General features: G+C 70.1%; 27 protein-coding genes, 2 pseudogenes and 1 riboswitch. Of the genes and pseudogenes, 8 read left to right on the top strand and 21 right to left on the bottom strand.

Translation table 11 applies throughout. The annotated features are described in order from the left end of the window. Positions 1-202: 202 nt before the first annotated feature. The 6 genes from ABD858_RS03930 to bioB form a co-directional block, all read right to left on the bottom strand. Positions 203-1,084 (bottom strand): LLM class F420-dependent oxidoreductase, encoded by an 882-nt coding sequence (locus ABD858_RS03930; protein WP_345034597.1) that lies wholly within the window; start codon positions 1,082-1,084, stop codon positions 203-205. A 24-nt stretch (positions 1,085-1,108) separates the two neighbouring features. After that, the gene (locus tag ABD858_RS03925) at positions 1,109-1,873 is read right to left on the bottom strand and encodes an ABC transporter ATP-binding protein/permease (protein ID WP_345034595.1); all 765 of its coding nucleotides are present in this window, start codon (positions 1,871-1,873) and stop codon (positions 1,109-1,111) included. 381 nt (positions 1,874-2,254) lie between these two features. Then, positions 2,255-2,932, bottom strand: coding sequence for a class I SAM-dependent methyltransferase (locus ABD858_RS03920; protein ID WP_345034594.1), 678 nt, complete (start codon positions 2,930-2,932; stop codon positions 2,255-2,257). Positions 2,933-3,035: 103 nt separating this feature from the next. Beyond that, positions 3,036-3,752 (bottom strand): dethiobiotin synthase, encoded by a 717-nt coding sequence (gene bioD, locus ABD858_RS03915; protein WP_345034591.1) that lies wholly within the window; start codon positions 3,750-3,752, stop codon positions 3,036-3,038. Positions 3,753-3,849: 97 nt separating this feature from the next. Beyond that, positions 3,850-5,145, bottom strand: coding sequence for an adenosylmethionine--8-amino-7-oxononanoate transaminase (locus tag ABD858_RS03910; protein ID WP_345034590.1), 1,296 nt, complete (start codon positions 5,143-5,145; stop codon positions 3,850-3,852). Further along, on the bottom strand, positions 5,138-6,349 hold the full coding sequence (gene bioB, locus ABD858_RS03905; protein WP_345034589.1) for a biotin synthase BioB: 1,212 nt from the start codon (positions 6,347-6,349) through the stop codon (positions 5,138-5,140). The genes ABD858_RS03910 and bioB overlap by 8 nt, the downstream gene beginning before the upstream one ends. A 143-nt stretch (positions 6,350-6,492) precedes the next feature. On the opposite strand from bioB, the gene ABD858_RS03900 reads away from it, so the two are divergent. Further along, positions 6,493-7,635, top strand: a complete 1,143-nt coding sequence (locus ABD858_RS03900; RefSeq protein WP_345034587.1) for an 8-amino-7-oxononanoate synthase — start codon at positions 6,493-6,495, stop codon at positions 7,633-7,635. Here the strand turns inward: ABD858_RS03900 and ABD858_RS03895 are convergent. After that, positions 7,632-7,799 (bottom strand): annotated as a pseudogene (locus ABD858_RS03895) (DUF397 domain-containing protein); the annotation flags it as partial. The gene ABD858_RS03900 and the pseudogene ABD858_RS03895 overlap by 4 nt on opposite strands. Continuing rightward, entirely contained in the window at positions 7,729-8,445 is a 717-nt protein-coding gene (locus ABD858_RS03890; protein ID WP_345034586.1) for a Scr1 family TA system antitoxin-like transcriptional regulator, read from the bottom strand. The gene ABD858_RS03890 and the pseudogene ABD858_RS03895, both read right to left, overlap by 71 nt. Positions 8,446-8,645: 200 nt before the next feature. Here ABD858_RS03890 and ABD858_RS03885 point away from each other — a divergent pair, with 200 nt between their 5' ends. Then, entirely contained in the window at positions 8,646-9,077 is a 432-nt protein-coding gene (locus tag ABD858_RS03885; protein WP_345034585.1) for an ATP-binding protein, read from the top strand. 133 nt (positions 9,078-9,210) lie between these two features. Here ABD858_RS03885 and ABD858_RS03880 read toward each other — a convergent pair whose 3' ends face one another. The 4 genes from ABD858_RS03880 to ABD858_RS03865 form a co-directional block, all read right to left on the bottom strand. Beyond that, the gene (locus tag ABD858_RS03880) at positions 9,211-9,696 is read right to left on the bottom strand and encodes a DUF6328 family protein (protein ID WP_345034582.1); all 486 of its coding nucleotides are present in this window, start codon (positions 9,694-9,696) and stop codon (positions 9,211-9,213) included. 65 nt (positions 9,697-9,761) lie between these two features. Beyond that, entirely contained in the window at positions 9,762-10,238 is a 477-nt protein-coding gene (locus ABD858_RS03875) for a C40 family peptidase (protein WP_345034581.1), read from the bottom strand. A 4-nt stretch (positions 10,239-10,242) separates the two neighbouring features. Continuing rightward, positions 10,243-10,399: riboswitch (cyclic di-AMP (ydaO/yuaA leader) on the bottom strand. Between the two features lie 333 nt (positions 10,400-10,732). Next, entirely contained in the window at positions 10,733-11,041 is a 309-nt protein-coding gene (locus ABD858_RS03870) for a hypothetical protein (RefSeq protein WP_345034579.1), read from the bottom strand. A gap of 7 nt (positions 11,042-11,048) precedes the next feature. After that, positions 11,049-11,684 carry an ATP-dependent Clp protease proteolytic subunit gene (locus tag ABD858_RS03865; RefSeq protein WP_345034578.1) on the bottom strand — a complete coding sequence of 212 codons (636 nt, stop codon included), beginning with the start codon at positions 11,682-11,684 and terminating at the stop codon, positions 11,049-11,051. A 71-nt stretch (positions 11,685-11,755) separates the two neighbouring features. Between ABD858_RS03865 and ABD858_RS03860 the strand changes: the two genes are divergently transcribed. Together ABD858_RS03860 and ABD858_RS03850 are read left to right on the top strand one after the other, a co-directional pair. Beyond that, a complete protein-coding gene (locus ABD858_RS03860) occupies positions 11,756-12,040 on the top strand; it encodes a type II toxin-antitoxin system Phd/YefM family antitoxin (RefSeq protein WP_345034576.1) in 285 nt (94 codons plus the stop codon). A 381-nt stretch (positions 12,041-12,421) separates the two neighbouring features. Next, positions 12,422-12,702: pseudogene (locus tag ABD858_RS03850) on the top strand (alpha/beta hydrolase); the annotation flags it as partial. A gap of 63 nt (positions 12,703-12,765) precedes the next feature. Here ABD858_RS03850 and ABD858_RS03845 read toward each other — a convergent pair. After that, on the bottom strand, positions 12,766-13,254 hold the full coding sequence (locus ABD858_RS03845; protein ID WP_345034575.1) for a YbaK/EbsC family protein: 489 nt from the start codon (positions 13,252-13,254) through the stop codon (positions 12,766-12,768). Between the two features lie 43 nt (positions 13,255-13,297). After that, complete coding sequence (locus ABD858_RS03840; protein WP_345034572.1) at positions 13,298-13,987, bottom strand: lysophospholipid acyltransferase family protein; 690 nt, start codon at positions 13,985-13,987, stop codon at positions 13,298-13,300. Between the two features lie 289 nt (positions 13,988-14,276). Here ABD858_RS03840 and ABD858_RS03835 point away from each other — a divergent pair, with 289 nt between their 5' ends. Both ABD858_RS03835 and ABD858_RS03830 read left to right on the top strand, forming a co-directional pair. Then, positions 14,277-14,831, top strand: a complete 555-nt coding sequence (locus ABD858_RS03835; protein ID WP_345034571.1) for a hemerythrin domain-containing protein — start codon at positions 14,277-14,279, stop codon at positions 14,829-14,831. Between the two features lie 255 nt (positions 14,832-15,086). Further along, positions 15,087-17,516: a SpoIIE family protein phosphatase gene (locus ABD858_RS03830; protein WP_345034570.1), complete on the top strand. Its 2,430-nt coding sequence runs from the start codon at positions 15,087-15,089 to the stop codon at positions 17,514-17,516. Between the two features lie 43 nt (positions 17,517-17,559). On the opposite strand, the gene ABD858_RS03825 is transcribed toward ABD858_RS03830, so the two are convergent. From ABD858_RS03825 to ABD858_RS03800, 6 genes are all read right to left on the bottom strand, one after another. Beyond that, positions 17,560-18,024 carry an SRPBCC family protein gene (locus ABD858_RS03825; RefSeq protein WP_345034567.1) on the bottom strand — a complete coding sequence of 155 codons (465 nt, stop codon included), beginning with the start codon at positions 18,022-18,024 and terminating at the stop codon, positions 17,560-17,562. 300 nt (positions 18,025-18,324) lie between these two features. Then, a complete protein-coding gene (locus ABD858_RS03820; RefSeq protein ID WP_345034566.1) occupies positions 18,325-18,483 on the bottom strand; it encodes a hypothetical protein in 159 nt (52 codons plus the stop codon). A gap of 61 nt (positions 18,484-18,544) precedes the next feature. Then, the gene (locus ABD858_RS03815; RefSeq protein ID WP_345034565.1) at positions 18,545-19,495 is read right to left on the bottom strand and encodes a cytochrome c oxidase assembly protein; all 951 of its coding nucleotides are present in this window, start codon (positions 19,493-19,495) and stop codon (positions 18,545-18,547) included. Between the two features lie 98 nt (positions 19,496-19,593). Continuing rightward, entirely contained in the window at positions 19,594-20,619 is a 1,026-nt protein-coding gene (locus tag ABD858_RS03810; RefSeq protein WP_345034564.1) for a 6-phosphofructokinase, read from the bottom strand. Between the two features lie 260 nt (positions 20,620-20,879). Further along, positions 20,880-21,608, bottom strand: a complete 729-nt coding sequence (locus ABD858_RS03805) for a type 1 glutamine amidotransferase (RefSeq protein WP_345034562.1) — start codon at positions 21,606-21,608, stop codon at positions 20,880-20,882. A 34-nt stretch (positions 21,609-21,642) separates the two neighbouring features. Then, positions 21,643-22,881: a Mur ligase family protein gene (locus ABD858_RS03800; RefSeq protein WP_345034561.1), complete on the bottom strand. Its 1,239-nt coding sequence runs from the start codon at positions 22,879-22,881 to the stop codon at positions 21,643-21,645. A 114-nt stretch (positions 22,882-22,995) separates the two neighbouring features. Here ABD858_RS03800 and def point away from each other — a divergent pair, with 114 nt between their 5' ends. Beyond that, the gene (def, locus tag ABD858_RS03795) at positions 22,996-23,544 is read left to right on the top strand and encodes a peptide deformylase (RefSeq protein WP_345034560.1); all 549 of its coding nucleotides are present in this window, start codon (positions 22,996-22,998) and stop codon (positions 23,542-23,544) included. 146 nt (positions 23,545-23,690) lie between these two features. Here def and ABD858_RS03790 read toward each other — a convergent pair whose 3' ends face one another. After that, on the bottom strand, positions 23,691-24,332 hold the full coding sequence (locus ABD858_RS03790) for a TetR/AcrR family transcriptional regulator (RefSeq protein WP_345034558.1): 642 nt from the start codon (positions 24,330-24,332) through the stop codon (positions 23,691-23,693). A 150-nt stretch (positions 24,333-24,482) separates the two neighbouring features. Here ABD858_RS03790 and ABD858_RS03785 point away from each other — a divergent pair, with 150 nt between their 5' ends. Further along, on the top strand, positions 24,483-25,706 hold the full coding sequence (locus tag ABD858_RS03785; protein ID WP_345034557.1) for an acyl-CoA dehydrogenase family protein: 1,224 nt from the start codon (positions 24,483-24,485) through the stop codon (positions 25,704-25,706). Positions 25,707-25,761 lie beyond the last annotated feature (55 nt).

Below are 25,761 nucleotides of genomic sequence, written 5' to 3'. Positions count from 1 at the left end.
TGGCGTCGTTACGGCCGGCCTACGGCAGCCCGGACCGCTCGCGTATCGGCAGCGCGTCGATAGCCGCCACGCCCGCCCGGGCCGGCTTCCGTACGGACTCCACCGGCGTGCGGCGGACCGTGGCCCCCGTTCATCCGTGATCGACGATCCTTCGCGGAACTCCGTCGTACCGATGCTCCCCGAGGCCGGTTCCGCTCTCCGGTCAGGTGCCGCGGAGCTCCTCGATCACAGGGGCGAACGTCTCCATGGCGGGGTCGAGCACGGTGATGTACGAGAAGCCGTAACGCTCCCGCTGCTCACGCAGCTGATCGGCGATCTGCCGCGTCGTACCGGCCAGCATCAGCGGCAGGTCCAGGACCTGTTCCTCGGTGAGATGCGGCACGTACGGCATGAGCTCGCGCGCCGCCGCCCGGCGGTCCGGGCCGACCGTGACCCGCTGCACCAGCAGATTCAGCTCCGCCGGGGTCTCGCGCCCGGCCGCGAAGCGTCGGTAGGCGGCAACCCGCTCGTCCAGCTCCTCGGCCGTGAGAGGGAGCAGCATCCCGTCCTTCCCCGTACGAGCCCCGGGGAACGCCGCGATCTCGGCGTGCTTCGCGGTCAGCCGCAGCATCCGGTCGCCGTTGGCTCCGATGAGCAGCGGGGGCCTGGGCCGCTGCACCGACTGCGGTACATGGCTCTCGTCGTCCAGCAGCCGGTCCAGCTCCTCGACGACACGCCGCAGGTGGTCCACCCGCGCGCCCGGCGAGCGCCACTCCACCTGGGCCCGCTCGTGCTCCTCCCGGACGTAGCCGGTGCCCAGGCCGACCTCCAGACGTCCGTCCGTGAGCGCGTCCGTGGTGGCGATCTCCCGGGCCAGCAGCGCGGGCTTCCAGAAGGCCGCGTTCAGCACAAAGGTGCCGACCCGGGGCCGCTCGGTGGCGTACGCGGCTGCCACGACGGCCGGGAACGGGGCGGGCATACCGAGGTGGTCGGGCACCAGGATGACGTCGTACCCGAGTTCCTCCGCCCGGCGGCACCGCTTGCGCCATTCGTCGCCCACCCCCGGCGTCAGCATGTTGACGCCGAACCGGAACGGCCTTGTCATGAGATCTCCTCGTCCGTCGATGACCTACTCGTGCGCGATGGCGGCCAGCACATTCATCCGCGACGCCCGCAGCGCCGGGAGCACCGCGGCGACGAGCCCCACGACCACCGAGCCGGCCACGACCGCGAGGATCGTCCCCCAGGGAATGGCGAGCGCGGTCATGCCCTCGAGCGCCAGCACCTGCTGGACGGCCACCCCCCAGATCATGCCCAGACCGAGGCCCAGCAGCGCGCCGAATACGGCGATCACGACGGATTCCAGCCGGATCATGCGGCGCAGCTGGACCCTCGAAAGCCCGATCGCACGTAACAGCCCGATCTCGCGGGTGCGTTCGACGACCGACAGGGCGAGCGTGTTGACCACACCGAGCACGGCGAACCGGACTTCGCTCGGTGACATACCAGTTCTCTCCAGCCAGTCACGGTCGGGCCTGCGGCCGGCGATGTCCATCGGCAGCGTGATGTTCTCGGCCGCGGTGAGCGTGGGCAGCAGATTGAACGCCTGGAACACAAAGCCGATCCGGTCCCGGCGCAGCCGCGTGAGCTCACGCTCCTTCAGACCGGTGATCTCGGTGTCGCCCAGCCACACCTGCCCTGCCGACACGGTGTCCAGCCCCGCCAGGCAGTGCATCAGTGTGGACTTGCCCGAGCCGGAGGGGCCCATCACGGCCGTGAACCGGCCGCGGGCGATGTCCACATCGACCGAGTCCAGGGCGAGCACCGTCGTCTCGCCCGTGCCGTACGCCTTGGTGAGACCGCGAGCGCGCGCGGCCGAAGGTGCTGCGGACACGGTCCGACTCCCAGTCAGGTTCGACTCAACTCCCTTACGAATGACGAGAGTAAGCCGGAATGCCCACGATCGGCCATGCCGCACGATCCGCGATCGCCTGCCTGCCGGGTGGATAGAATCGACGGCCCGAGATCACCGAGGCGGGGAGGCCGTGGGCGGGGACATGCGGGATGCGCGGGCATCCGAGCTGCGTCTGCTTCGCATCATGGACAGATGGGCACCGGCGGCACTCGTTCGTAGTCCGTGCAGATGGTGATCTGTTCGCGGGCGGCGTCGGACACCTCGATGCCGCGCGCGTCGGAGCAGGGGCACCAATAGTCCGGAGAGAGCCGGGGAACAGCCAACTGGGTGCGCTGATACGTGACTGAAGGCCGGGATGCCCTACTCCTTCAGCGCCGGGCGACGGGCTGTTCCCAGTACGCACGCGGATGTCGGGAGCGTGGGGCCGTGCTCCGGGACGCGCAGCCGCCGGTAGCCGTCGATCTCGAAGCCGGCCGCCTCGATTGCGGCGAGCGGGTCGCGGGCGGTGTGGCAGCCGCCGAACAGCAGGGGCCATACCGTCCGGTCCAGGGCCCGCTGGACCAGTGGCATTGCCCGGCCCTGCGCCAGGCCGTGCTCGAAGAACCGAAGTTCCCCGCCGGGCCTGAGCACCCGTCGGATCTCCGCGAGCGAGCGCGGCAGATCCCGCACCGTGCACAGCACGAGCGACACCACGGCCGCGTCGAATGCCTCGCTCTTCACCGGCAGAGCCTCGGCGGCTCCCGGCACCACATCGACCGGAACGTCCGCACGCAGGGCGGCCTCCTGCGCCAGCCGGCGCAGGGTGCGCTCCGGCTCGATCGCCACGACCTCGGAGACGGCCGCCGGATAGTGCGCGAAGTTCAGGCCGTTGCCCGCACCGATCTCGAGCACGCGTCCGAACAGCCCGGCGAGCAACTCCTCCCGGTGCGCGGCCACTCCGCCTCTGAGATCGGCGGTGACGCTGATACGGGCATAGAAGCGGGCGAAGAGCGGGTGATGCACGGCGTCCCGGGGGATCTTGCTGCTGCGCTGCGGCACGGGGAGAGCCTCCTCCGATGGGGGTCCCCCCTGCTCGAGCGGAGCCGAGAGCTTGGGGGAGGACGGACGGATACCGGCATTGTCCCCCGGCCACCGCCCCCGCTCACCCCTCGTCGCGTACGAACCGTTCCGCGTCCCAGCCGCCGCCGAGAGCCGGGGCCAGCCATGTCACCGCGCTTGCCCGGAAGTCCGCCGGGGCCAGTGCGCCCGCGCCCTCCGGGATCACGCCCAGCAGCGGAGCGTCCGCCGACGCAGGGAGGTCCGCCAGGTTGCACCGGGCCGCCAGGTCCGGCTCCGCGGGCCAGCTGCCCACCACGACGCCGGCGCACTCCAGTTGCCGCGCCCGCAGGGCCTCCGCGGTCAGCGCTGTCATGTTGAGCGTGCCCAGTCCCGCGGGCGCCACCACCAGCACGGGCGCGTCCAGCAGTCGTGCCGCGTCCGCGAGCGTGCCGCCCTTGTCGTCGAAGCGGACCAGGAGTCCGCCCGCGCCCTCGACCAGCACCAGGTCGTACTCGGCGGCCAGCTTGCGTGCCGCTTCGGCGACCTCCTCCGGTCCCACCGGCGTCATCCCGGCGCGGCGGGCGGAGGTCTCCGGCGCCAGGGGTTCGGGAAAGCGGGCCAGTTCGACACCGGTCACCCCGTCGCCCGCCAGCCGCGCGGCCTCCGCCGCGTCACCGGGCTCGTCCGGAGCGAGCCCGGTCTGCGCGGGCTTGAGTACGGCGACGGTACGGCCCTGGGCCGCCGCGGCGGCGGCGACGGCCGCCGTCACGATCGTCTTGCCGATCTCCGTGCCCGTTCCGCTGACCACCATCACGGTCATCGTCTTCCACTGCCCTTCCGATCCGCGCGTACCGCCACCGGCACCGCGCGGGGCCGTCCCCGGCCTGTTCCGGGGACGGCACACATGCTCCGTTCGGTCAGCCCGCGGCAGCGGCCGCGGACACCGCGCGGCAGATCCGCGCCACGTCCTCGTCAGCCGTCACATAGGGCGGCATCGTGTACACGAGGTCACGGAACGGCCGCAGCCACACGCCCTCGCGTACGGCCGCAGCGGTCGCCGCGGCCATGTCGATCTCGTGGTCCAGCTGTACGACACCGATGCCGCCCAGCACGCGCACATCGCGGACGCCGGGAAGCTCCACGGCAGCTGCGAGACCGTCCCGCAGGCCGGTCTCCAGCCGCTTGACCTCCTGCTGCCAGTCCTGGGACAGCAGCAGCCCGATCGAGGCCAGGGCCACCGACGCCGCCAGCGGGTTGCCCATGAACGTCGGACCGTGCGCCAGCACCGGGACCTCGCCCTGGGAGATCCCCTCCGCCACGCGGGAGGTGCACAGCGTCGCCGCCAGGGTCATGTAACCGCCGGTCAGAGCCTTGCCGACACACATCACATCGGGCGAGACGTCCGCGTGCTCCGCCGCGAAGAGCGCCCCCGTACGGCCGAAGCCGGTGGCGATCTCGTCGAAGACGAGCAGTACGTCGTGCTCGTCGCAGGCCTCCCGCAGCACCCGCAGGTACTCGGGGGAGTGGAAGCGCATTCCGCCCGCGCCCTGCACCACCGGCTCGACGATCACTGCGGCCAGCTCGTCCGCGTGGGCCCCGATCAGCTCGCGCAGACGGCGGTCGTACTCCGGGTCGTACTCGGCCGGCGGCGCGTCGGCGAAGACCTGCCGCGGCAGCACCCCGGACCACAGCTCGTGCATGCCGCCCTCGGGGTCACAGACCGACATCGGCTGCCAGGTGTCCCCGTGGTAGCCACCACGCCAGGTCAGCAGCCGCTGCTTGGCCGGCTTCCCGACAGACCGCCAGTATTGCAGGCACATCTTGACGGCGACCTCGACCGACACCGAACCGGAGTCGGCGAGGAAGACATGGCGCAGCGGCTCGGGGGTGATCTCCACCAGCGCGGTGGCGAGCCGGACGGCGGGCTCATGGGTGAGCCCGCCGAACATCACATGGCTCATCCGGTCGAGCTGGTTGCGGGCCGCCGCGTTGAGGACCGGGTGGTTGTAGCCGTGAACGGCCGACCACCAGGAGGACATTCCGTCGATCAGTTCACGCTGCCCGTGCGCCGGTTCGGCAAGCCGCAGCCGCACCCCGGCCGCGGACTCGACGACGAGCGGCTCCTGCCGGCCGGGCATCGGGCCGTACGGATGCCAGACGTGCTCCCGGTCCAGGGCACGCAGCTCGTCCGGGGTGAGGACCGGCTCAGGCATTGGGCGGCAGGTCGGTTCCGGCGCCCCGGCGGCGCACGGCGACCAGCTCGGTGCGTGCGTCGGCGGCGCCGGCGGCAGGTTCGGCCGCCGGGGCGGACCCGCACGCGGCGGCGGCAGGTTCGGCCGCACCGTCGCCGCAGGGGGCGCAGCCACCGCCGCCGTGCGAGCCGCAGCCCGATCCGGCGGCCGCGAGCGCGTCGGCACGGTGCTCGGGCAGCGTGGTGGTGCCGGCGCCCTCCACCTCGAAACCGGCGTCGGCGATCATCTCCAGGTCGGCCTTGCCGGCCTGGCCCTCACTGGTGAGGTAGTCGCCGAGGAAGATCGAGTTGGCCAGGTGCAGCGCGAGCGGCTGCATCGAGCGCAGATGGACCTCGCGCCCGCCGGCGATCCGCACCTCGATGTCGGGGCAGACGAACCGCACCATGGCGAGGATGCGCAGGCACTTCTGCGGGGTGAGGTTCCACTCCTTGGCGAGCGGGGTGCCCTCGAACGGGATCAGGAAGTTCACCGGCACCGAGTCGGGGTCGAGGTCGCGCAGCGCGAAGACGACATCGACGAGGTCCTCGTCGCTCTCGCCCATGCCCGCGATCAGACCGGAGCAGGCGGACAGCCCGGCCGCCTGGGCCTGCTGCACGGTGTCGACGCGGTCGGCGTAGGTGTGAGTGGTCGTAATATCCCCGTACGTCCCCTCGGACGTATTGAGGTTGTGGTTGTACGCGTCGGCGCCGGCGGTCCGCAGCCGCTCGGCCTGCCCGTTGGACAGCAGTCCGAGGCAGGCGCACACCTCGACGCCCTCGTTCTGCTCCTTGATGGCCTCGATGGTCTGGGACACCCGGTCCACGTCACGGTCGGTCGGTCCACGGCCGCTGGCCACCAGGCAGACCCGCTTGGCGCCGCCCGCCACGCCCGCGGCAGCCGCCGCGGACGCCTCCTCCGGCTTGAGCCAGGTGTACTTGAGGATCTCGGCCTTGGAGCCGAGCCGCTGGGAGCAGTACGAGCAGTCCTCGGGGCAGAGTCCGGACTTCAGGTTGACGAGATAGTTGAGTTTCACCCGTCGCCCGAACCAATGCCGACGCACCTTGCCGGCCGCGGCCACCACATCGAGTACGTCGTCGTCCGGGGTCGCCAGCACGGCGAGCGCCTCTTCACGGGTCGGCAGCTCGCGCCGCAGCCCCTTGTCCACCAGCGTGTTCAGCAGGTCCATGGCGCCGATCCTTACTCACGTCACCGCCTGCGGCCAAGGAGAGATCGCACAACACACCCGCTTAGAGGTGTGTGTATCGCCACACCCTGACCTCGCGTCATCACGGCTAGGGTCTGTGCGCAGCCTACAAAAGGGACCGGACCATGCCGCGCAGTCCATTCGACTGGATCGACGAACAGGCAGTGCGGCGCGAGCGCGCCGGCCTCGTCCGCACGCTGCGCCCGCGCCCCGTGGACTCCGCGCTGCTCGATCTCGCCGGCAACGACTACCTGGGACTGACCCGGCGTCCGGAGGTCACCGAGGGGGCCGCCGGGGCAGCCCGCCGCTGGGGCGGCGGCGCCACCGGGTCCCGCCTCGTCACGGGCACCACCGAACTGCACGGGCAGCTGGAACGGGAACTGGCCGATTTCTGCGGATTCGAGGCGGCGCTGGTCTTCTCGTCCGGTTACACCGCGAACCTGGCGGCGCTCACCGCGCTCAGTGACCGCGACTCCCTGATCGTCTCCGACGCGGGCAACCACGCCTCGATCGTCGACGGATGCCGGCTGTCGCGCGCCGGAACCACGGTCGTGCCGCACGCCGAACCGGAGGCCGTCCGCAAGACCCTCGACGCGCACGACGGGCGTGCGCTCGTCGTCACCGACTCGGTCTTCTCGGTGGACGGCGACGCCGCGCCGCTGGCCGGCTTCGCCGAGGCATGCCGGGAGCACGGCGCCGCGCTGGTCGTCGACGACGCACACGGGCTCGGTGTACTCGGCGACGGCGGACGGGGCGCACTGCACGCCGCCGGGCTCGCCGGGGCGGACGGTGTGGTCGCCACCCTCACCCTCTCCAAGTCCCTGGGCAGCCAGGGCGGGGCCGTCCTGGGACCGGCGAAGGTCGTCGAGCATCTCGTCAACACGGCCCGTACCTTCATCTTCGACACCGGACTCGCCCCGGCCGCCGTCGGGGCAGCACTCGCCGGACTGCGGCTGCTGCGCCAGGAGCCGGAGCTGGCCGGGCGCGCCCGGGCCGTGGCCGCCGAGCTGCACCGGCGGTTGACCGCCGAGGGCCTGAGGGCCGTACGCCCGGATGCGGCCGTGGTGTCGGTGCAGGCCCCGTCGCCCGAGGCGGCGGTGCGCTGGGCGGCGGACTGCCGGGAGGGCGGTCTCGCGGTGGGCTGTTTCCGGCCGCCGTCGGTGCCGGACGGCGTCTCCCGGCTCCGGCTGACCGCACGCGCCGACCTGACGAGGGATCAGATCGACGCCGCGGTGGAAACGATCCTGCGGACCGCGCCCACCGGTTAGTGCCGCGACCGGCGTGATCGGCCGGACAGAACCTGGCCGGTCAGCCGTCGAGCGTCCGGCCACGTAACGCGGACAGGGAACGGCTGCCATGCCTCAGGAGGGAAGAGCAGAGTCGGCCCTTCCGGGTGTTTGAAGTCGCGGACGGCCAACAGCGCGCCGCCGAGCGGGGCCGTCTCGACGCAGTTGTTCATCCCGTTGCTGCGACTGCTGCGCCGCCATCGTGCGCCGTAAAAACAATTGCTGAAAGGTACGTGCTGTGCCGCCCACCTCGCGGCGCAGCACCGACTCGTCGAGCACCGCGCTCAGTTCCAGCGGGTTCGGCGTGCGCAGCACCTCCTGCCGGGCCAGCCGCACCTCGACGAGCGAGTCCACCTTGTCGGCCGGAAGCCCGGCGAGCACGGCCCGGGTCACCGCCCTCGCGTAGTCCGGTCTCTGGAGCGGACCGGGCACCACCGAGGTCTCCAGCGTGCGCGCTGTACTGGCCCGGGACTCCAGGCTCATGAAGTCGCGGTACTGCGGCGGCAGCAGCCCCCGGTACGCATGCCGCCAGTGCGTGCCGCTGTCTTCCGCATAGTCGGTCAAGGCTTCAAGAAGAGCGCGGAGTTGGAAATCGTGCATGCCGTACGCGTCGAGCAGCCTGGTGACATCCTCGGCTTTGACGCCGCTGCGTCCGGTCACGATGCGGCTGACCTTGGACTGGTGCCAGCCGACCCGTTGGGCCACTTCCCCGCTCGTCAGGCCGGTTCGGTCCCTCAGTCGGCGGAGTTCCTTGCCGAGTTTGCGGCGACGCACCGCGGGACCCTGCCGCATGCCGTCTCCTTCCGCCGAAACCGATGGCCGGAGCCTGCGGCCGGTGTGCATCCCAAATGCGTTCTCTCGTAGCAGAGTTCACCGCTTTGAGCGACAGATATATGCATATCTTGGTGGATCCGCGCCATGGCGGCCAGATGAGTGGCACTCTGGCGCGAAGTACAATCCGAGGCCGTCCTCGGGAAAGGGACAGCGCCGCCATGGCAGACCGCCAGGAAGCATCCGTCACTCTGCCGAGCGATCCCGCCTCGGTCTCCGCCGCCAGGAGGTACGTCAGCGATCTCCTGATCGAGTGGGGTCTGCCCACAGAGGCCGAAGCCGCCGATACGGTCCGGCTGATCGTCTCGGAGCTCGCCACCAATGCCGTCCAGCACACGTTCGGCCAGTCGCCCACCTTCACCGTGGACGTCCGGCTGGATCGCTACGAACAGCTGCGCGTCGGGGTCACCGACAGTCATCCCCGCTGGCCTCAGCGGCTTCCCGCAGCCGTCCAGCAGGACAACGGACGTGGCATGGTGATCATCCGCTGGCTCACCGCGGAAGCCGGCGGGAGACTCTCCGTCACCCCCACCGCGGACGGTGGTAAGACCGTCTGGATCGACCTGCCCTGGACTGTCCCGGTCCAGCAGTAGGGGGTGTCCGGCGGATCAGGCCGGATCAGCGAGCGCCTGCCGCGGAGCGGCTGGTGTCCACGCATGCGGTGGGGGCACACCCAGAGGTAGCTGGGGGAGCGTCGCGAGCCGGTGAACCTTTCCGATCACAGCACTAGCTCCGGCTGACGCCGCGCTTGACCAGCCGGGGGAGCAGCCACCACAGGCCGGCGCAGAGGAGGAGCACGAAGGCACCGGCGGCGATCCCCCAGGCCCTGCCGTGCACCACGTCCATGACCAGCAGCACCGAGCCGGTCAGCGCGAGCGACACCACCCCCATGCCGACCTGGGCCAGCCGTGAGGACACTGCCACGATCTGCGGCTTGAATCCCTCGTGGAACAGTCTCCTGTGCACCGCGGCGGGGGTCAGGAGCAGCGCGGTGGCCAGCACGGCGAGCATCAGGCTGGCGACATAGGCGCCACGCTGGAACGAGTCGAGCGTCGTGAAGCGCGGGGTGAAGGCCAGGGTCAGCAGGAGGGAGAACAGGATCTGCACCCCGGTCTGCGTGACCCGGAGCTCCTGCAGCAGCTCGGCGAAGTTGCGGTCGGCCCGTTCGTCCTGGGTCTCGTGCCGAGCCGGGCCGGGACGTGCGTCACTCATGAGGGATGGATAACCCGGCGGGCCCCGCTCGAACCGGCGGGGCCCGGACCGGCGTACCGCACGGGCTAACGCACCCGGCCGTACCAGACGTGCTTGGACCAGATCTTGTCCAGTTTGACCCAGGAGCCGGTCTTGGGGGAGTGCCAGATCTTCCCGCCGCCGGCGTAGATCCCGACGTGGTAGACGTACGATCCCGAGTGGAAGAAGACCAGGTCACCGCGCTGCCGTTTGGAGGCGGAGATGTGCCGGGTCTTGTTGTACTGCTGTTGCGCGGTACGCGGCAGTTTTATGCCCGCTTTTTTGAACGAGTAGAGCGTCAGCCCGGAGCAGTCGAAGCGGTTCGGACCTGTGGCGCCGTACTTGTAGGGCGCACCCTTCTTCGAAGCGGCGACCTGCAGTGCCTTGGTCGCGCGTGACGTCACGGCCTGTGCCTCGGATGCCGTGCCGGGCGCCAGTACGGTGGCGCCCACGGCGGCGAGTGTCAGAACGGAGGTGGTACCGGTCCGTGACAGCAAAGACGGGACATGTTTATGCGCAGGCATGCGCAACCCTTCGTCAAACCGCCTGTGAAAGATGACCTGTCGGGTTCGGACAGGCGAAGATGCCCGGCCGCGCAAGCGGCTTCACCCCAAGGGACGACCGATTTCCGGGCGTCCCGCCTTGCTCGGGTCCTCCACTCCTGCCGATCCAGTCATGTCGACCAGAACCCGGACGGCGGCAGGACTCGGCGTCCGCCCGGATCGCCCCGCCGCGGTGGCGGGGGCTTGTCGTCCCAGGGATCTTGACCCACCGACCGCCGCATTTCCGAGTCGAAACGACGGTTTGTGAGGCTCCTCACGACTGGTCCGTTCAGGTGGACACAGCCGATTCGGCGACCTGGGGCCGATGCGCGACCAATGCCGCACCAGCACCGGAACGATATATTCCGACGACTGTCTACACATGGTGCGCAACTCGAGTAGCCCGTGTGCGACAGGGGGGAAATCAATCGTTCAGGTGAGGGTTCCTACGCCTTTCGGGGCCGCCGGGACCGGCCTCAACTCGCCGTTGCCGGCGGAACGGTGATCCTCCCGGCCCTGCGCTCCCCGTCCAGTACCCGGAGCGCGCGTGCCAGGGTGGTCGTGTGCAGTTGCCTCTCGCCGCGCTCGTGCATCAGGGCCAGGGCATCCCGGAGTGCGGCGGACCGCCCGGCGAGCGCCTGTGCGGCCCGTAGGGCGCTGTAGGTGTCATTGCTCCGCGCGGGGTTGATCCGGCCCAGCAGGTCGATGACTTCGAGATAGCGGTCGATGAACTCGCCTTCGGCGCACGTCAGTGCGGGCAGGGGCGGAAGTTCGGGCGGCAGCATCGTCGTCTCACCGCGCTCCGGTGAATGCCCGGGGGGCCTTGCGGCTCGCCAGAATATGGTCGACCAGGCCGTAGGCCTTGGCCCCCTCGGCATCGAAGACCGTGTCCCGCTCGATGGTTTCGGTCACCCTTTCGGCGCTCTGCCCGGTGTGATGTACCAACAGTTCGGCCAGTGTGCCGCGCAGCCGCAGCATCTCCGCCGCGTGGATCTCCAGATCCGACGGCTGCCCTCGGAATGGCTCGTCGACGGCGGGCTGCCGGACGACCACCCTGGCCCCGGGCAGTGCGAGCCGCTTGCCGGGGGTGCCCGCGGCGAGCAGTGCGGCGGCCTCCCCCGCGGCCTGGCCCAGGCACACGGTCTCCACGTCGCAGGTGACGTACTGCATCGTGTCGTAGATCGCGGTCATCGCGGTGAGCGATCCGCCGGGGGAGTTGATGTAGAGCGAGATGTCCCGGTCGGGCGCGGCGTGCTCCAGATGCATGAACTGGGCCATCACATCGTTGGCCGCGGTGTCGTCGACGGCCGTGCCGAGAAAGATGATCCGCTCCGCCAACAGCTTGGAGTACGGGTCGAGCGTGCGGGTCCCGGTGCTGGTGCGTTCGGTGAACTCGGGCAGGACGTAGCGGGCGGCGGGTCGGTCCATGGCGTACCTCTCCTGGTGCACTGGGCTCTGTAAAAAATGTACAGGACGTACAGGCCGTTATGATGGGGAGCATGGCCTATGAGATTCCGGTGACGCAAGCCCGCGCAGAGCTCGCCGATCTGATCAACCGCGTGGTGTACGGCGGGGAGCGGGTGGTCGTGACGCGGCACGGGAAGCCGCTCGTCGCCTTGGTCTCCGCTGCTGACCTGGAGCGACTCGAGGAGGCGGCGGAGCCGGCCGAGGAGCAGGTGATCACTTCGGTCTCCACGGTCCGCGAGGTTCCGTCCGCTCCCGGCGAACGGCAGCGCTTCGGCATCGCGGCGGAGCATCGCGGGCACGGCGGCCGGGGCCGTTGACCGGGGGCTCTGTCCGGTCCGCAGCCGCCGGACGGGCTCACGGTGAGCCCGTCCGGCGTGAGGGGCACCACCCGAATCGCCCTCCTGTTGGTCTGAGCCCATGGCTCGCGTATCCCGGGAACATCTCCGGGCGGTGGCGCGTACACCGGGCGACGGCGTAGGGCGAAGGTCCGCTTGCGTTGCGGCGAACCCGGGCGGGCGGGTCCGCCGCCCGTGTCACCCTCGTCGGGGCCATGGGCCCATCTGCCGACCAAGGACGCCGTTCGGGCGTGGGTGCGTAAGTGGCAGCGAGCGGGCGTCTGGGAAGCGTTCCTGGAGGCCTTGGCGGAGCCTTGTACAACGCCTCCGCGGCCCTCTCTTCCGCCCCTGGAGGTCGCAGGCAAGCAGCAGGTCCCGGTCGACGTCCGCACCGGCAAGGGTCTGCCGCCGGTCCTGATCGTGCAGTCCGAGCGCGACGCGGCCACCCCGTACGAGGGTGCCGTCGAGCTTCACATGCGGCTGCAGGGCTCGCGTCTCATCACCGAGAAGGACGCCGGCTCGCACGGCGTCACCAACACGGTCACCCCTGCATCAACCAGCGGGTGGACGACTACCTGCTGTCGGGCAAGACCGACACCACCGATGTGACGTGCGCCCCGCACGCCACGCCGACGGCTTCCTGATCTGACGGCATGACGCACGCAGAGGGGGCGGCCGGGATTCCCGGCCGCCCCCTCGACCGTGTCCTACTCCTGCGCGATGGCAGCCGTACGCGGCTCGGCGATCGCCGTGTAGTCGGCGGTGCGCAGCGCCAGTGAACGGTCGAGCCGTGCCGCGTTGAAGAAGATCTCCTCATGCACCAGCAGCCCCGGGTCCACGACCGGCTCCAGCTCCGGGTCGAAGGAGAACGGAAGAATGGTGCCGCTCACGCTGCCGGCCAGCCGCTCCGCCACCTCGGGGGTCGCGAACCCGGCGTACGTACCGCCCACCAGCTCCTTGACCGCATTCAGATCCACCCGCCGGTCGCCGGGCACCACGGCCAGCACGTAACGCCGCGTCTTCTTGCCGGTCTTGACCATGAGGACGATGCATTTCGCCGCCTGTGCCAGGGTGTTGCCGCGCAGCTTGCTCACCGCCTCGGTGGCGCCCTGAGGTTCGTGCTCGATGACCCGGTACACGGCGCCCCGCTCGTCCAGCAGGCCGATCAGCTTGGCGTACACGTCGTGCTCGTTCACTGCGCTCCCATCCGTACCGCTGTCCCACGCTTGCGAGTTGAGCTTAAGCTCCGCGGTTCGCCTGCTCGGCCTTCACATCGGCCGCGTACCGGTCGACGTACTCCTGGCCCGAGAGCCCGAGGATCGCGTACATGATCTCGTCGGTGACCGCGCGCAGTACGGCCTTCTCGTTCTCCATGCCCGCGTAGCGCGAGAAGTCCAGCGGCTCACCGAAGCGGATGGTGACGCGCTTGATGCGTGGTACGACCTGACCGGGCGGCTGGACCTCGAAGGTGCCGACCATCGCGCACGGGATCACCGGCACCTGCGCCTTGATCGCCATGACCGCCACGCCGACCTTGCCCTTGTAGAGCCGGCCGTCGTGCGAGCGGGTGCCCTCCGGATAGATGCCCAGCAACTCGTTCCTGCTCAGCACCCCGAGGCCCTCCCGGATCGCGGCCTGTCCCGCCTCCTTGCCGGATCTGTCCACCGGGATCTGCCCGGCACTGCGGAAGAACGCGGCGGTCAGCCGGCCCTTGAGTCCGGGCCCGGTGAAGTACTCGGCCTTGGCGAGGAAGGTGATTCGCCGCTTGATGATCGCGGGCATGAGGAAGTGATCGGAGAACGACAGATGATTGCCCGCGACGATCGCGGCGCCCCCCGCCGGGATGTTCTCGATCCCTTCGATCCGTGGCCGGAACAGCAGCCGCAGCAGCGGCCCCAGCACGACGTACTTGAGCACGTAGTAGAACACGGGTTCGCTCCAAATCGTGAAGGATCCGCTCCGGGGTGCGTTCTGCCAGGTCAAAGGGGCTTCGAGAGTGGTCAGTGTAGGGGGAGGTGTCGTCGTGCGTAACCACTTCTGTTCGGGCTCATCGTGATCCCGCCGAGGAGCGAACACACATGGCGGATTGTCGCGAGCGCGTCACATGAGCAGCCGCAGTGCGGCCCTTTCGGCATGAGCGTGTCGCGAAGAATCACGTCACTCGCTCTGAGACGGTCAGTGAGCTGACTGAACCGAAAAGAGAAAGGAACACCCCGGAATGGGCCACGGCGGAAACGTCATCCAAGAGCTGACGACGGACCACCGCGAGGTGGACACGCTCTTCGCTGAGTTCGAGAAACTTCCCGCGGGCGATCAGCAACGCCGGGAAGTGGTGGATCGGCTGACGATCGAACTGGTCCGGCACTCGGTCGCGGAAGAGGAACACCTGTACCCGGCAGTCCGGCGTTACGTGGACGACGGGGACGACATGGCGGACAAGGAAATCGAGGAGCACGGCGAGATCGAGCGCCTGCTCAAGGAGCTCGAAGGCTGCTCGCCGGACGACAGCCGCTTCGACACACTCATGGCCCGGCTGAAGTCGTCGGTCACCGCACACATGAAGGACGAGGAGGAGCAGCTCTTTCCCCTGCTGGTCGAAGCAAGCTCCGCAGCACTCCTCGCGGAGCTGGGGGAGAACGTCCGCCGAGCCAAGGAAACCGCTCCCACCCGCCCCCACCCGTCCGTCCCGAGCACGCCGCCGGCCAACAAGCTGATCGCGCCCGGACTGGGCATGGTGGACCGGGTGCGCGACATGCTGACCGGCCGCGGCTGACCCCCACGCGTCGGATGACGATCAGCGGGCCCTTGCCCCAGGCCACGGGTGCGGACCTCCCGGGGGCCCGCTCCCGAGGAGGCGCCGTCCCCCGGCAGAAGCGGTTCGGGCCCGAGTACGCACCGGATCGCCGCCCCGCCCGCCGGTAGCGACCGCCCGCGCGGCCTCGTAGGCTGAAAGAGGCTTTCACGGCACCGCACGGGCATGCGCTGACCTCGCTCGATGCAGGGCCGAGGCGAGAGGCGGGCGGCCGGGATGCCCGACGAACGAACCGAGAACAACGACGTCCTGCAGACAACGATCGACCGGTTGCGCGCAGAGGTCGCGGGACTGCGCCGGGCCATGGCCACACGGGGCGTGATCGAGCAGGCCAAGGGGCTGCTCAGCGAGCGCCTCTCCTGCACGCCGGACGAGGCATTCGACCATCTCGTCGACCTCTCCCACAGCGCCGACCGCAAACTTGTCGATGTCGCGGCCGATCTGCTCGGGACAGTTGCCCCGCCCGAGGCGGAGCCGGCCGACGAGCAGCAAGCGACTCCCGTCGCCGAGCCGGCGTCCGCGAGTGTCGTGCCGCCTCGACCGGAGCCTTCGTACGACAGGGAGACCGCCCCACCGGCGGCGCTTCCCGAGACCTTCGCCGCCCGCTACCACCTCGCCGCGTCCGCGCTGAGCACGGTGGGCACTCCCGACGACCTGGCACGTGTCCTCTGCCAGGTGGCGCTCTCCCCGCTGGGCGTCCGGGCCGCCGTACTGGCCCTGCTGGAACCGGACGGCGCACTGCGCCTGGTCGGCAGTCACGGGGTGTCTCGGCACCAGCTCAGCCAGTGGCAGCGGATCCCCCCGTACACCTCCGTCCCGCTCACGGAGGCGGTGCAGCGCGGAACCGCGGTCTGGGTGGCCGATCCGGAGGAGTTCGCGGCCCGCTACCCGGACCTGACCGGTGATGACGTGGTGCCGGGACGAACGGTCTGCGCGTTGCCGTTGCGCACGGGGGAGCAGGTGATCGGCGCCATGAAACTCGGCTGGACGGAGGAGACCCGGCTCGATCCTGCCACCTTGCGGTACCTGTCCGTACTGTCCCGGCTGTGCGCGACACATCTGCTGCGGGTGCTGTCGTTCGACAGCGGAAGCCAGGGCTCCCCGTTGCCTTCCGGTGAACCCTGGTTCCGGGCCGTGCTCGACGCGTTGCTCGACCCGGTGCTGATCCTGACCGCGGTCCGGGAACCCGACGGCAAGGTGACGGACCTCAGGGTGGAGCACGCGAACCGTGCCACCGTCGACATGGCGGGGCGGACGGGGGAGGACATCATCGGGTGGCGGGTCACCGAGTTGTACCCGGGAATGGTCGCCGCCGGCACTTTCCAGAGCCTCCTGGACGTGGTCGCCTCCGGAGTGCCGTACGAGGGGCGGGCGGAGCAGTTCATCGAGGTCGTCGGCGGTACGGTGCACGCCTCGACGATGACCCTGCATGCCACGCCCTTCCTCGACGGGGTGCTGCTCAGCTGGCGGAGCCATGACGAGCAGGAACGCCGGGACGCCCAGCTCGCCCAGGCTCAGTACCTGGCCCGGCTCGGCACCTGGCAGTGGGATGCCTCCGACGCCGAGTCGCTGACATGCTTCGGTGAGATATTCAGCCTGCTGGGGGTCGCCGATGCCTGCCGGACCGGCACCCTGACCGTCGCGGACGCGACAGAGGTGATCGCGCCGGAAGACCTGCCGGCCGTCGAGGCGCTGGCGCGCCGGCTGCTGGCCGGGGAGCCGGCCGGCCAGGTGGAGTTCCGCGTGCTGCCGCCCGGTCAGCCCGCACGGATCGTCCAGGTGGTGGCCGAGACCGTGCCGGGAGGCAAGGGCGGCATCGTGACGGCGATTCGGGGCGTACTGCAGGACATCACGGCTTGGCGCCGCACCCAGCACGCCCTGGTACAGACACGCACACGGCTTGCCACCGAGCATCGCGCCGTCCAGGCCCTTCAGCAGGCGCTGATCGATGTGCCGCGCATCCCGCGCGGCGCGGGTCTCGAACTGGCCGTGCGTTACCTTCCCGCGGAGACCGAGGCCGACGTGGGCGGCGACTGGTACGACGCTCTCGCCCTGCCGGACGGCGATGTGCTGATCGTCGTCGGTGACGTGTCGGGTCACGGCCTGAAGGCCGCGGCGGGTATGGCACAGCTCCGCCACGCGCTGCGCGGCCTCGCGTACACGGGCGCAGGGCCCGACGAGATGCTGACCCGGCTGAACCAGCTGCTCTGCCACCAGGGGGGCTACATCGCCACAGCGGTCTGCGGCCGACTGGACCCCGTCAGCCGCAGCCTCAGCTGGTCCCGGGCCGGTCATCTGCCGCCCGTTCTACGCCGGGGCCGCAGAACGCTCCTCGTCGCGCAGCCGGAGGGCATCCTGCTGGGCGCGAGCCCTGGAGCCGCGTACGGATCGGCGGTCCTGGAGCTGGAGCCCGAGGACACCGTCGTGCTGTACACCGACGGTCTGGTGGAGCGCCGTGACGGCGACCTCGACCACGGGCTGCGGGAGTTGGTGGCGGCGGTCGACGAATACAGGGGCACCGGCATCGAGGGATGCCTGGACCATGTACTGAGCCGACTGCACGCCCCCAACCCGCTGGACGACACGTGCCTGCTCGGCATCCACCTCACCGGCAACGGCGAGGAGGAGCAGGGCCATGGACCGTGAGCAGGGGGTCTCCGACGGCGCGTTCACGGCAGCGGTGCGGGGATCAGGTCATTCCCGGCGAGATCCGCCCTCTCCAGCCACCCGTTTCCCGTCCGCGTTCCTCGATGTAGTCCTTGAAGCGGCCCAGATCGCCCTTGACCCGCCGGTCGAGCATGCCGGTCAGGTCGGCGGTCTTCTCCGCGATGCCGTGCGGCTCGACGTCCATGGCGAGTCTGACGCGCGTGTGCGTTTCGTCCAACGGCTGGAACGTCACCACGCCCTTCTGGTCGACGTCTCCGGATGTCGTGCGCCAGGCCACTCGTTCGTCCGGCAGCTGGTCGACGATCTCGGTGTCGAATTCGCGCGCCACGCCTGCCACCTTCGTCTTCCAGTGGTTGTGCCGCTCGTCGAGCTGGCGGACCTCCTTGACGCCCTCCATGAACTTCGGGAATTCCTCGAACTGGGTCCATTGGTTGTAGGCCGTGTGCAGCGGCACATCGACATCGATCGATTCCTGCACCCTGCTCATCGCCTTACCTCCTCGACAGAGTTCCGGACTCCGGGTGGGCCGGAACGGCCCGCTCCGAGCTGCGTCTGCCCCGTCCCCGGAGTTCGAATCAGCGGCGGCGATCCCGCGGAGCTCCATATGGCATGTGCCGAGGTGGGGCGGCCTACACGAAGTGGCCGCCCATCTGAGCATCGGACCGCGCCCGATCCCGGCCCCGCTGATTCCGGTCTTCGGCCGCCATGCCGCCCGGCCCAGCTCGACGGACCAGGGGCGGCCGCCGCTCTCGGTGTCCGTGTCCCGGCCGGCCACCGGGGCCGCTGATCAGTCGGTGCGCGAGACGATCATGCCCAGGGTGATCAGGCCGAGCACCACCCAGCCGAACCACAGCCAGCCGTTGCTGCCCAGGGCGACGGTGTAGCCCGTCACAAGAACGAGAGCGGCGACGGTCACCGCACCCATCGTCTTCGTCGAACCGGGCATTGCGCACCCTCCTCCACGCGGCGACCATGGAGGCCATCGTCCCCCGCGGGAGGTTCCGGCGCTACCGACCGCGCGCGGCCAGCGAGGCGAGGTAGGCGTTGTACGCCTCCAGCTCCTTGTCCCCGTCCCGGTCGGCGGCCCGGTCCTTGCGGCGCGCCTGCCGCTGCTCGGAGCCGTACCACTGGAAGACCAGGGCGATCAGCACCACCACGGAGGGGATCTCGCTGAAGGCCCAGGCGATGCCGCCCGCGGCCTGCTGGTCGGTGAGCGCATCGATGCCGAGCGAGGACGGGGGATCGATGTACGTCTGCACCATCGGCTCGCTCGCCATCATCAGCGCGATGCCGAAGAAGGCGTGGAACGGCATGCCCGCGAAGAGCTCCAGCATCCGCATCACATAGCCGGGGCGGTGCGGCCCCGGGTCCACGCCCATGATCGGCCAGAAGAAGACCAGGCCGACCGCGAGGAAGTGCACCATCATGCCGATGTGCCCGGCCTTGGACCCCATCAGGAAGTCGAAGAGAGGGGTGAAGTACAGCGCGTAGAGGCTCGCGATGAACATCGGGATGGTGAACGCCGGATGCGTGATGGTCCGCATATAGCGGCTGTGCAGCAGGGCCAGCAGCAGCTCACGCGGCCCCTTGCGGCCACGTCCCGCCACCGGCAGCGCGCGCAGCGCCAGCGTCATCGGGGCGCCGAGCAGCAACAGGATGGGGGACAGCATGCTGATCACCATGTGCTGCACCATGTGCACGCTGAACATGACCATGCCGTAGTCGTTCAGCTTGGTGCACATCACCAGCGCGATGGTCAGCACGCCGATGACGAAGCTCACGGTCCGGCCGACCGGCCAGCTGTCACCGCGCCGGCGCAGCCGCAGCACACCCCAGCCGTACAGGGCGAGCCCCAGCACGCTGCCGATCAGGAAGAAGGGGTCCGCGGAGAACTCCAGCCCACGCTCCAGCGTGAACGGCGGCAGATCCATCGTCATACCGTGCCCGCTGTGATCCATCCGCTCACTCCCGATTCGCGCTCGTTTATCCGCACCAGACTAGAACCGCCCCCGGTCGCGGATGCGACCGGGGGCGGTTCACCGCCTGCGTGGGGCGATCAGAGCACGCATTCGGCCTCGGCGTACCGCTCGGCCGGCACGGTCTTCAGCGCCGACACGGCCTCGGCCAGCGGCACCATGGCGATCTCGGTGCCGCGCAGTGCCGTCATCATCCCGAACTCGCCGCGGTGCGCGGCCTCCACCGCGTGCCAGCCGAAACGGGTGGCCAGAACGCGGTCGTACGCCGTCGGGGTGCCGCCGCGCTGGACATGGCCCAGGATCACCGCGCGGGCCTCCTTGCCGAGCCGCCGCTCCAGCTCGACGGAGAGCTGACTGGCCACGCCCGCGAACCGCTCGTGGCCGTAGATGTCGGTGCCGCCCTCGTCGAACTTCATGGAGCCCTCACGCGGCTTGGCGCCCTCCGCGACCACCACGATCGCGAACTTCTTGCCCGCCGAGAAGCGCCTGCCGACCAGCTCGGTCAGCTCGTCGATGTCGAAGGGACGCTCCGGCACGACGATCGCGTGCGCACCGGCGGCCATGCCGGAGTGCAGCGCGATCCAGCCGGTGTGACGGCCCATGACCTCGACGATCAGTACGCGCTGGTGGGACTCGGCGGTGGTCTTCAGCCGGTCCAGGGCCTCCGTGGCGACACCGACCGCAGTGTCGAAGCCGAAGGTGACATCGGTGGAGGCGATGTCGTTGTCGATGGTCTTCGGCACGCCCACGATCGGCAGGCCCGCCTCGGACAGCAGGTTCGCGGCCTTGAGCGTGCCCTCACCGCCGATGGGGATGACCGCGTCGAGGCCGAGCTCGGCGACATGACCCTTGGCCCGCTCCACACCGTCGACGAGGTGCGCGGGCTGCACCCTCGAGGAGCCGAGGATCGTGCCGCCCAGGGCGAGGATGCCGCCCACCGAGTCCAGGTCGAGCTTGCGGTAGTCGCACTCCAGGAGGCCCTTCCAGCCGTCGTGGAAGCCGATGACCTCGTCGCCGTGGTCCACCACCGCGCGATGCACGACGGAACGGATGACGGCGTTCAGGCCGGGGCAGTCGCCGCCGGAGGTGAGCACACCAATGCGCATTGCCCGAAACCCTTTGCAACGTGGGCCGACGACCGGACCCCGTCGTCCGGCTGGTTTCCCGCCACCCTACCGGCGCGGAACGGCGGGGCAGAACCAGACGGCGCAATGCGGCGCTTTCCACATATGCCCTGCTCAGACGCCCTGAAGCAGCTTCATCTGAGCGCGCTCAGACGCTGTGTCAGGGCGCCGTCCGAGTGGGGTGTCCGGTGCCGTCCGAGCAGGGTGCCCGGCGCCCCCGGCGGGGCGCCGGGCGGCACCCGCTACGCGGTCTGCGTGGCCGCCGCGATGCGCTCCGCGCGCAGCGCCTCGTACCAGCGGTCGTCCAGCGGCGGCAGCGCGTTCACATCGAGGGCCAGCTTCAGCAGCAGGTCCGCGATCTGCGGGTTACGGGCCATCACCGGGCCGTGCATGTACGTACCGAAGGCGGTGTCGTTGTACGCGCCTTCGGTGCCGTCACCGGTGCCGTTGCCGTTGCCGAAACGGACCCGCGCGAACGGTCGAGCCGTCGGGCCGAGGTGCGTGACGCCCTGGTGGTTCTCGAAACCGGTCAGCGGCGGGAGGCCGAACCGGTCGTCGATGTCCGCCAGCACATCGCCGACGCACCGCTCGCCCTCACCGCGCGTGGAGATCACATCGATCAGGCCCAGGCCCGGCTCGCGCTCGCCGAGGTCGTTGATGAACTCGTGGCCGAGGATCTGGTACCCGGCGCAGACCGAGAAGATGATCGCGCCGTTGGACGCCGCCCGGTTCAGACCGCCGTCGCGGCGCAGCCGCTCTGCGGCCAGCCGCTGCGGCCGGTCCTCGCCGCCGCCGATCAGATAGATGTCGCCGGAGGTCGGCACCGGCTGGTCGCTGCGCACGTCGATGCGCATCACGTCCAGACCGCGCTGACGGGCGCGGCGCTCCACGACCAGGGCGTTGCCCTGGTCTCCGTACGTGCTCAGCAGGTCCGGGTAGACCCACACCAGACGCAGGCTGCTCTCGCTCATGCTCAGTTGTCCTATGTCCTAGTGTCCGTACGGCCTAGTTGCCGACCACGCGGCGCAGGTCCTGGAACGCGGTGTAGTTGGCGATCGTCTCGATCCGGCCGGCCGGGGCCATCCCGACCGCCTCGTCGACGCTCTCGCACACCTGGAAGTCCACGCCCGCGACCTCCAGCCGGACCGCGAGGTCCAGCTTCCGGTCACCGAGCACGAAGATCGGATGACCGGCGAGCCGGCCGTAGTCCACGTCCCACAGCCAGGAGGTGTCCGTACCGTCCGCGCCGCGTGCGTTCACGGAGAGGATCACCGGCGCCGGCGGGGCGTCGATCAGCGAGAACGTCTCCAGCCAGCCGGCCGGGTTCTTCGCCAGCAGCAGGCGCAGCTCACGGCCCTGGTAGTTCACCACGTCGTACCGGCCGGCCACCGCCTGTACCTCGCCCATGCGCTCCAGCGCGACCTGCGGTGGCACCCCGAAGACCGCGGCGACCGCGGCGGAGGTGGCGGCGTTCGCCTTGTTGGCGCGGCCCGGCAACTGCAGATGGATCGGCCAGGCCGAACCGTGCGGGTCCAGCACATAGTCGCCGTTCAGTACCCAGCTGGGCGCGGGGCGGCGGAAGCCGCACTCACCGCAGAACCAGTCGTCGCCGGGACGCTGCAGCACACCGCCGCAGGCCGGGCACGACCAGGCGTCGTCCTTCCACTCCTGGCCCGCGGCCACCCACACCACGGTGGGGGAGGAAGAAGCCGCCCACACGATCAGCGGGTCGTCGGCGTTGGCGATGACGACCGCCTTCGTGCCGGACAGGCCCTCACGCCACTTCTCGGCCAGCATGCGTGTCTCGGCGGCCCGGTCCAGCTGGTCGCGCGAGAGGTTCAGCAGCGCGATCGCCTTCGGCGTCGTGTCGCGCGCGACCCCGGCCAGGTACTTCTCGTCGACCTCTATCACGCCGTACTTGGCGTCCGAGCCACCCGCCAGCGCCGACGTGATGCCCGCCGGCATGTTGGCGCCCAGCGCGTTCGACACCACCGGGCCGCTCGCCCGCAGCGCCTCCGCGATCAGGCGGGTCGTGGTGGTCTTGCCATTGGTCGCCGAGACCAGGACCACATCCAGATGCTGGGCGAGCTGTCCCAGCAAGTCGGGCTCGAGCTTCAGCGCCACCCGGCCGCCGATCACCGATCCGCTGCCGCGCCCAGCGGCGCGCGACACCGCCGCCGCAGCCTTGCCGGCCGTCACTGCCAGCTTCGCTCGCGGCGACAGCGGGTCCGCGTTGCCTGCCATCGTCCTTGATCCTCCTTGCCTCGGTCCGCCCAGCCTATCGAGATCACGCCGAACCCCTTACCGCGGCACCACCCGTGAACGGGTGCTCGGGACGGGGAACGTAGGCTTGCGGCCATGCGCCACCGACCGATTCCCGGCAGTTCCGGGCTCGTACGACCCATGACACTGCTCGGCGAACCGGTGCTGCACAGCCTGTGCGAACCCGTCACCGACTTCGGGCCCTCACTGGCCCGGCTCGTCGACGACATGTTCGCCACGATGTACGCGGCGAACGGTGTCGGCCTCGCGGCGAACCAGGTCGGGGTGCCACTGCGGGTCTTCGTCTACGACTGCCCCGACGACGAGGACATCCGCCACCTGGGTCACGTGGTGAACCCGCGCCTGGTCGAGGCGGACGGCGTGGTGGTGCGCGGCCCGGAGGGCTGCCTGTCCCTGCCGGGCCTCGAGGCGGGCACCGAGCGCTACGACCACGCGGTGGTCGAAGGCGTCACGGTCGACGGCGAGCCGGTCCGGGTGGCGGGCACGGGCTTCTTCGCGCGGTGCCTGCAGCATGAATGCGACCACCTCGACGGCACGGTCTACACGGACCGGCTGGCCGGCTGGCGCCGGGCCCGCGCGATGCGGGCGGCGCGGAGGGCGCCGTGGGGGTGCGCGTCTGGTTGATCGGTGTGTCTTGACCGGTGTGTCCGCCCTTGCCGGACGGGGCTGGTGGTCGGCGCGCCCGTTTGGTTGGCCGGTGTGTCCGTCCTCAAACGCCGGACGGGCTGCGTGGTCGGCGCACCCGCCGCGCCGCACCCCGGGGGCCGTGGTCAGAAGCCGGGACCGCCCACCCGGTTGCCGGCGGCAGCCAAGCGACCCCACAGCAGGTCCGCCAAGCTGCGCACCAGCACCGCACGCGAGCACGGCCGCTCGCCCAGCCACCAGTCCCCGGCCGCGTGCATCATGCCGACGATGCCGTGCCCCCACATCCGGGCCAGCGCCTCGCTGTCCGGCCCGAGGTCGACGCGCTCGGCGATCACCTGGCCCAGATCCTCGCCCATGCGGCGCAGCAGCGGCGCGGAGTGCCGGCCCACGTCGAAGTTCTGCGGGGAGTCCTCCGCCGGGTGCATGAGGAATCGATACACCTGCGGGTACGCCTCGATTGAGGCGAGATACGTGTCGAGCGTCGCCTCGACCCGTTCGCGGCGCTCCGCGGGCGCGTCGAGTGCTGCGCGCAGCGCTCCGAGCAGGGCGTTGGTGTGTCGCTCGGCGAGGGCACGGTAGAGCCCCGCCTTGTCGCCGAAGTGCCGGTAGAGGATCGGCTTTGTGATGCCCGCCTCCGCGGCGATGGCGTTCATGGAGGCCTTCGGCCCGTCGCGAAGCACCACCCGGTCCGCCGCTTCGAGGAGCTCTCGTCGCCGCCGCTCGGCGGCCGACTGCTGCTGCTCGGCCTGCTGTGTGGTGGTGTCCATGCGTTTCTCCCCGCCCGTGCGATTGCCTGACGCACGCGCAACGTAACACCCCGCCTCCTCGCGACGCTGCCCTGACCAGGGCGGTTGACACCGCTTACCAGCTGGTAACACACTGCGATTACCGCAGGTAACAGGGCAGGTGGAGGGGACATGGCCGAGTTCACGTTCGAACTCAACGACGACCAGAAGCAGATCCGGGACTGGATCCACGGCTTCGCCGCGGACGTGATCCGTCCGGCCGCCGCCGAGTGGGACGAGCGCGAGGAGACTCCCTGGCCGGTCATCAAGGAGGCCGCCAAGGTCGGCATCTACTCCGTCGACTTCTACGCCCAGCAGTTCTTCGACCCGACCGGCCTGGGCGTCCCGGTGGCGATGGAGGAGCTGTTCTGGGGAGACGCCGGCATCGGGCTCTCCATCGTCGGCACGGGCCTGGCGGCCGTCGGCGTCCTCGCCAACGGCACCGAGGAGCAGATCGGCACCTGGATCCCGCAGATGTACGGCGACGTCGACGACGTGAAGCTCGCCGCCTTCTGCTCTTCCGAGCCGGACGCCGGCTCCGACGTCTCCGCGATGCGCACGCGCGCGGTCTACGACGAGGCCAAGGACGAGTGGGTCCTCGACGGCACCAAGACCTGGGCGACCAACGGCGGTATCGCCAACGTCCATGTCGTCGTCGCGGTCGTCGACCCGGAGCTGGGCCCCAAGGGCCACGCCTCCTTCATCGTGCCGCCGAACACCCCGGGTCTGTCCCAGGGCCAGAAGTTCAAGAAGCACGGCATCCGCGCCTCGCACACGGCGGAGGTCGTCCTCGAGAACGTACGTGTACCGGGACACTGCCTGCTCGGCGGCAAGGACAAGCTGGACGAGCGCCTCGCCCGCGCCCGCGAACGGAGCGGCGACGGCGAGCGCGTGAAGAACGCGGCCATGGCCACCTTCGAGGCCTCGCGCCCGGCGGTCGGCGCGATGGCGGTGGGCACGGCCCGGGCGGCGTACGAGTACGCCCTCGAATACGCCAAGACCCGCACCCAGTTCGGCCGCCCGATCATCGACAACCAGGGCGTCGCCTTCCAACTCGCCGACATGCGCACCCAGATCGACGCGGCCCGTCTGCTGGTGTGGCGGGCGTCCTGGATGGCGACGACGGGCAAGCCGTTCACCGCGGCCGAGGGCTCGATGTCGAAACTGTTCGCCAGCGAGACCGCGCAGAAGGTCACGGCCCAGGCCGTCCAGATCCTCGGCGGCAACGGCTTCACCCGCGACTACCCGGTTGAGCGCATGCACCGGGACGCCGCCATCTACACCATCTTCGAGGGCACGAGCGAGATCCAGCGCCTGGTGATCGCCCGAACCCTGGCGGGCGTCCCGATCCGCTGAGGAATGGGTGAAACCTGATCGCTCTGTCCGCGCGATCCGCTGGGCGCCGGAGTCC

Source organism: Streptomyces sannanensis (assembly GCF_039536205.1).
Lineage (GTDB): Bacteria > Actinomycetota > Actinomycetes > Streptomycetales > Streptomycetaceae > Streptomyces > Streptomyces sannanensis.
This window is presented reverse-complemented; position numbering and strand designations above follow the sequence as displayed.

Coding starts and splice junctions, on each gene's coding strand:
- ABD858_RS03880 (WP_345034582.1), bottom strand. CDS start 9,696: ATGAGTGACGCACGTCCCGGCCCGGCTCGGCACGAGACCCAGGACGAA.
- ABD858_RS03910 (WP_345034590.1), bottom strand. CDS start 5,145: ATGCCTGAGCCGGTCCTCACCCCGGACGAGCTGCGTGCCCTGGACCGG.
- ABD858_RS03870 (WP_345034579.1), bottom strand. CDS start 11,041: ATGCTGCCGCCCGAACTTCCGCCCCTGCCCGCACTGACGTGCGCCGAA.
- ABD858_RS03865 (WP_345034578.1), bottom strand. CDS start 11,684: ATGGACCGACCCGCCGCCCGCTACGTCCTGCCCGAGTTCACCGAACGC.
- ABD858_RS03885 (WP_345034585.1), top strand. CDS start 8,646: ATGGCAGACCGCCAGGAAGCATCCGTCACTCTGCCGAGCGATCCCGCC.
- ABD858_RS03785 (WP_345034557.1), top strand. CDS start 24,483: ATGGCCGAGTTCACGTTCGAACTCAACGACGACCAGAAGCAGATCCGG.
- ABD858_RS03830 (WP_345034570.1), top strand. CDS start 15,087: ATGCCCGACGAACGAACCGAGAACAACGACGTCCTGCAGACAACGATC.
- ABD858_RS03860 (WP_345034576.1), top strand. CDS start 11,756: ATGGCCTATGAGATTCCGGTGACGCAAGCCCGCGCAGAGCTCGCCGAT.
- ABD858_RS03835 (WP_345034571.1), top strand. CDS start 14,277: ATGGGCCACGGCGGAAACGTCATCCAAGAGCTGACGACGGACCACCGC.
- bioB (WP_345034589.1), bottom strand. CDS start 6,349: ATGGACCTGCTGAACACGCTGGTGGACAAGGGGCTGCGGCGCGAGCTG.
- ABD858_RS03815 (WP_345034565.1), bottom strand. CDS start 19,495: ATGGATCACAGCGGGCACGGTATGACGATGGATCTGCCGCCGTTCACG.
- ABD858_RS03790 (WP_345034558.1), bottom strand. CDS start 24,332: ATGGACACCACCACACAGCAGGCCGAGCAGCAGCAGTCGGCCGCCGAG.
- bioD (WP_345034591.1), bottom strand. CDS start 3,752: ATGACCGTGATGGTGGTCAGCGGAACGGGCACGGAGATCGGCAAGACG.
- ABD858_RS03890 (WP_345034586.1), bottom strand. CDS start 8,445: ATGCGGCAGGGTCCCGCGGTGCGTCGCCGCAAACTCGGCAAGGAACTC.
- ABD858_RS03900 (WP_345034587.1), top strand. CDS start 6,493: ATGCCGCGCAGTCCATTCGACTGGATCGACGAACAGGCAGTGCGGCGC.
- ABD858_RS03930 (WP_345034597.1), bottom strand. CDS start 1,084: ATGACAAGGCCGTTCCGGTTCGGCGTCAACATGCTGACGCCGGGGGTG.
- ABD858_RS03810 (WP_345034564.1), bottom strand. CDS start 20,619: ATGCGCATTGGTGTGCTCACCTCCGGCGGCGACTGCCCCGGCCTGAAC.
- ABD858_RS03805 (WP_345034562.1), bottom strand. CDS start 21,608: ATGAGCGAGAGCAGCCTGCGTCTGGTGTGGGTCTACCCGGACCTGCTG.
- ABD858_RS03800 (WP_345034561.1), bottom strand. CDS start 22,881: ATGGCAGGCAACGCGGACCCGCTGTCGCCGCGAGCGAAGCTGGCAGTG.
- def (WP_345034560.1), top strand. CDS start 22,996: ATGCGCCACCGACCGATTCCCGGCAGTTCCGGGCTCGTACGACCCATG.
- ABD858_RS03820 (WP_345034566.1), bottom strand. CDS start 18,483: ATGCCCGGTTCGACGAAGACGATGGGTGCGGTGACCGTCGCCGCTCTC.
- ABD858_RS03825 (WP_345034567.1), bottom strand. CDS start 18,024: ATGAGCAGGGTGCAGGAATCGATCGATGTCGATGTGCCGCTGCACACG.
- ABD858_RS03875 (WP_345034581.1), bottom strand. CDS start 10,238: ATGCCTGCGCATAAACATGTCCCGTCTTTGCTGTCACGGACCGGTACC.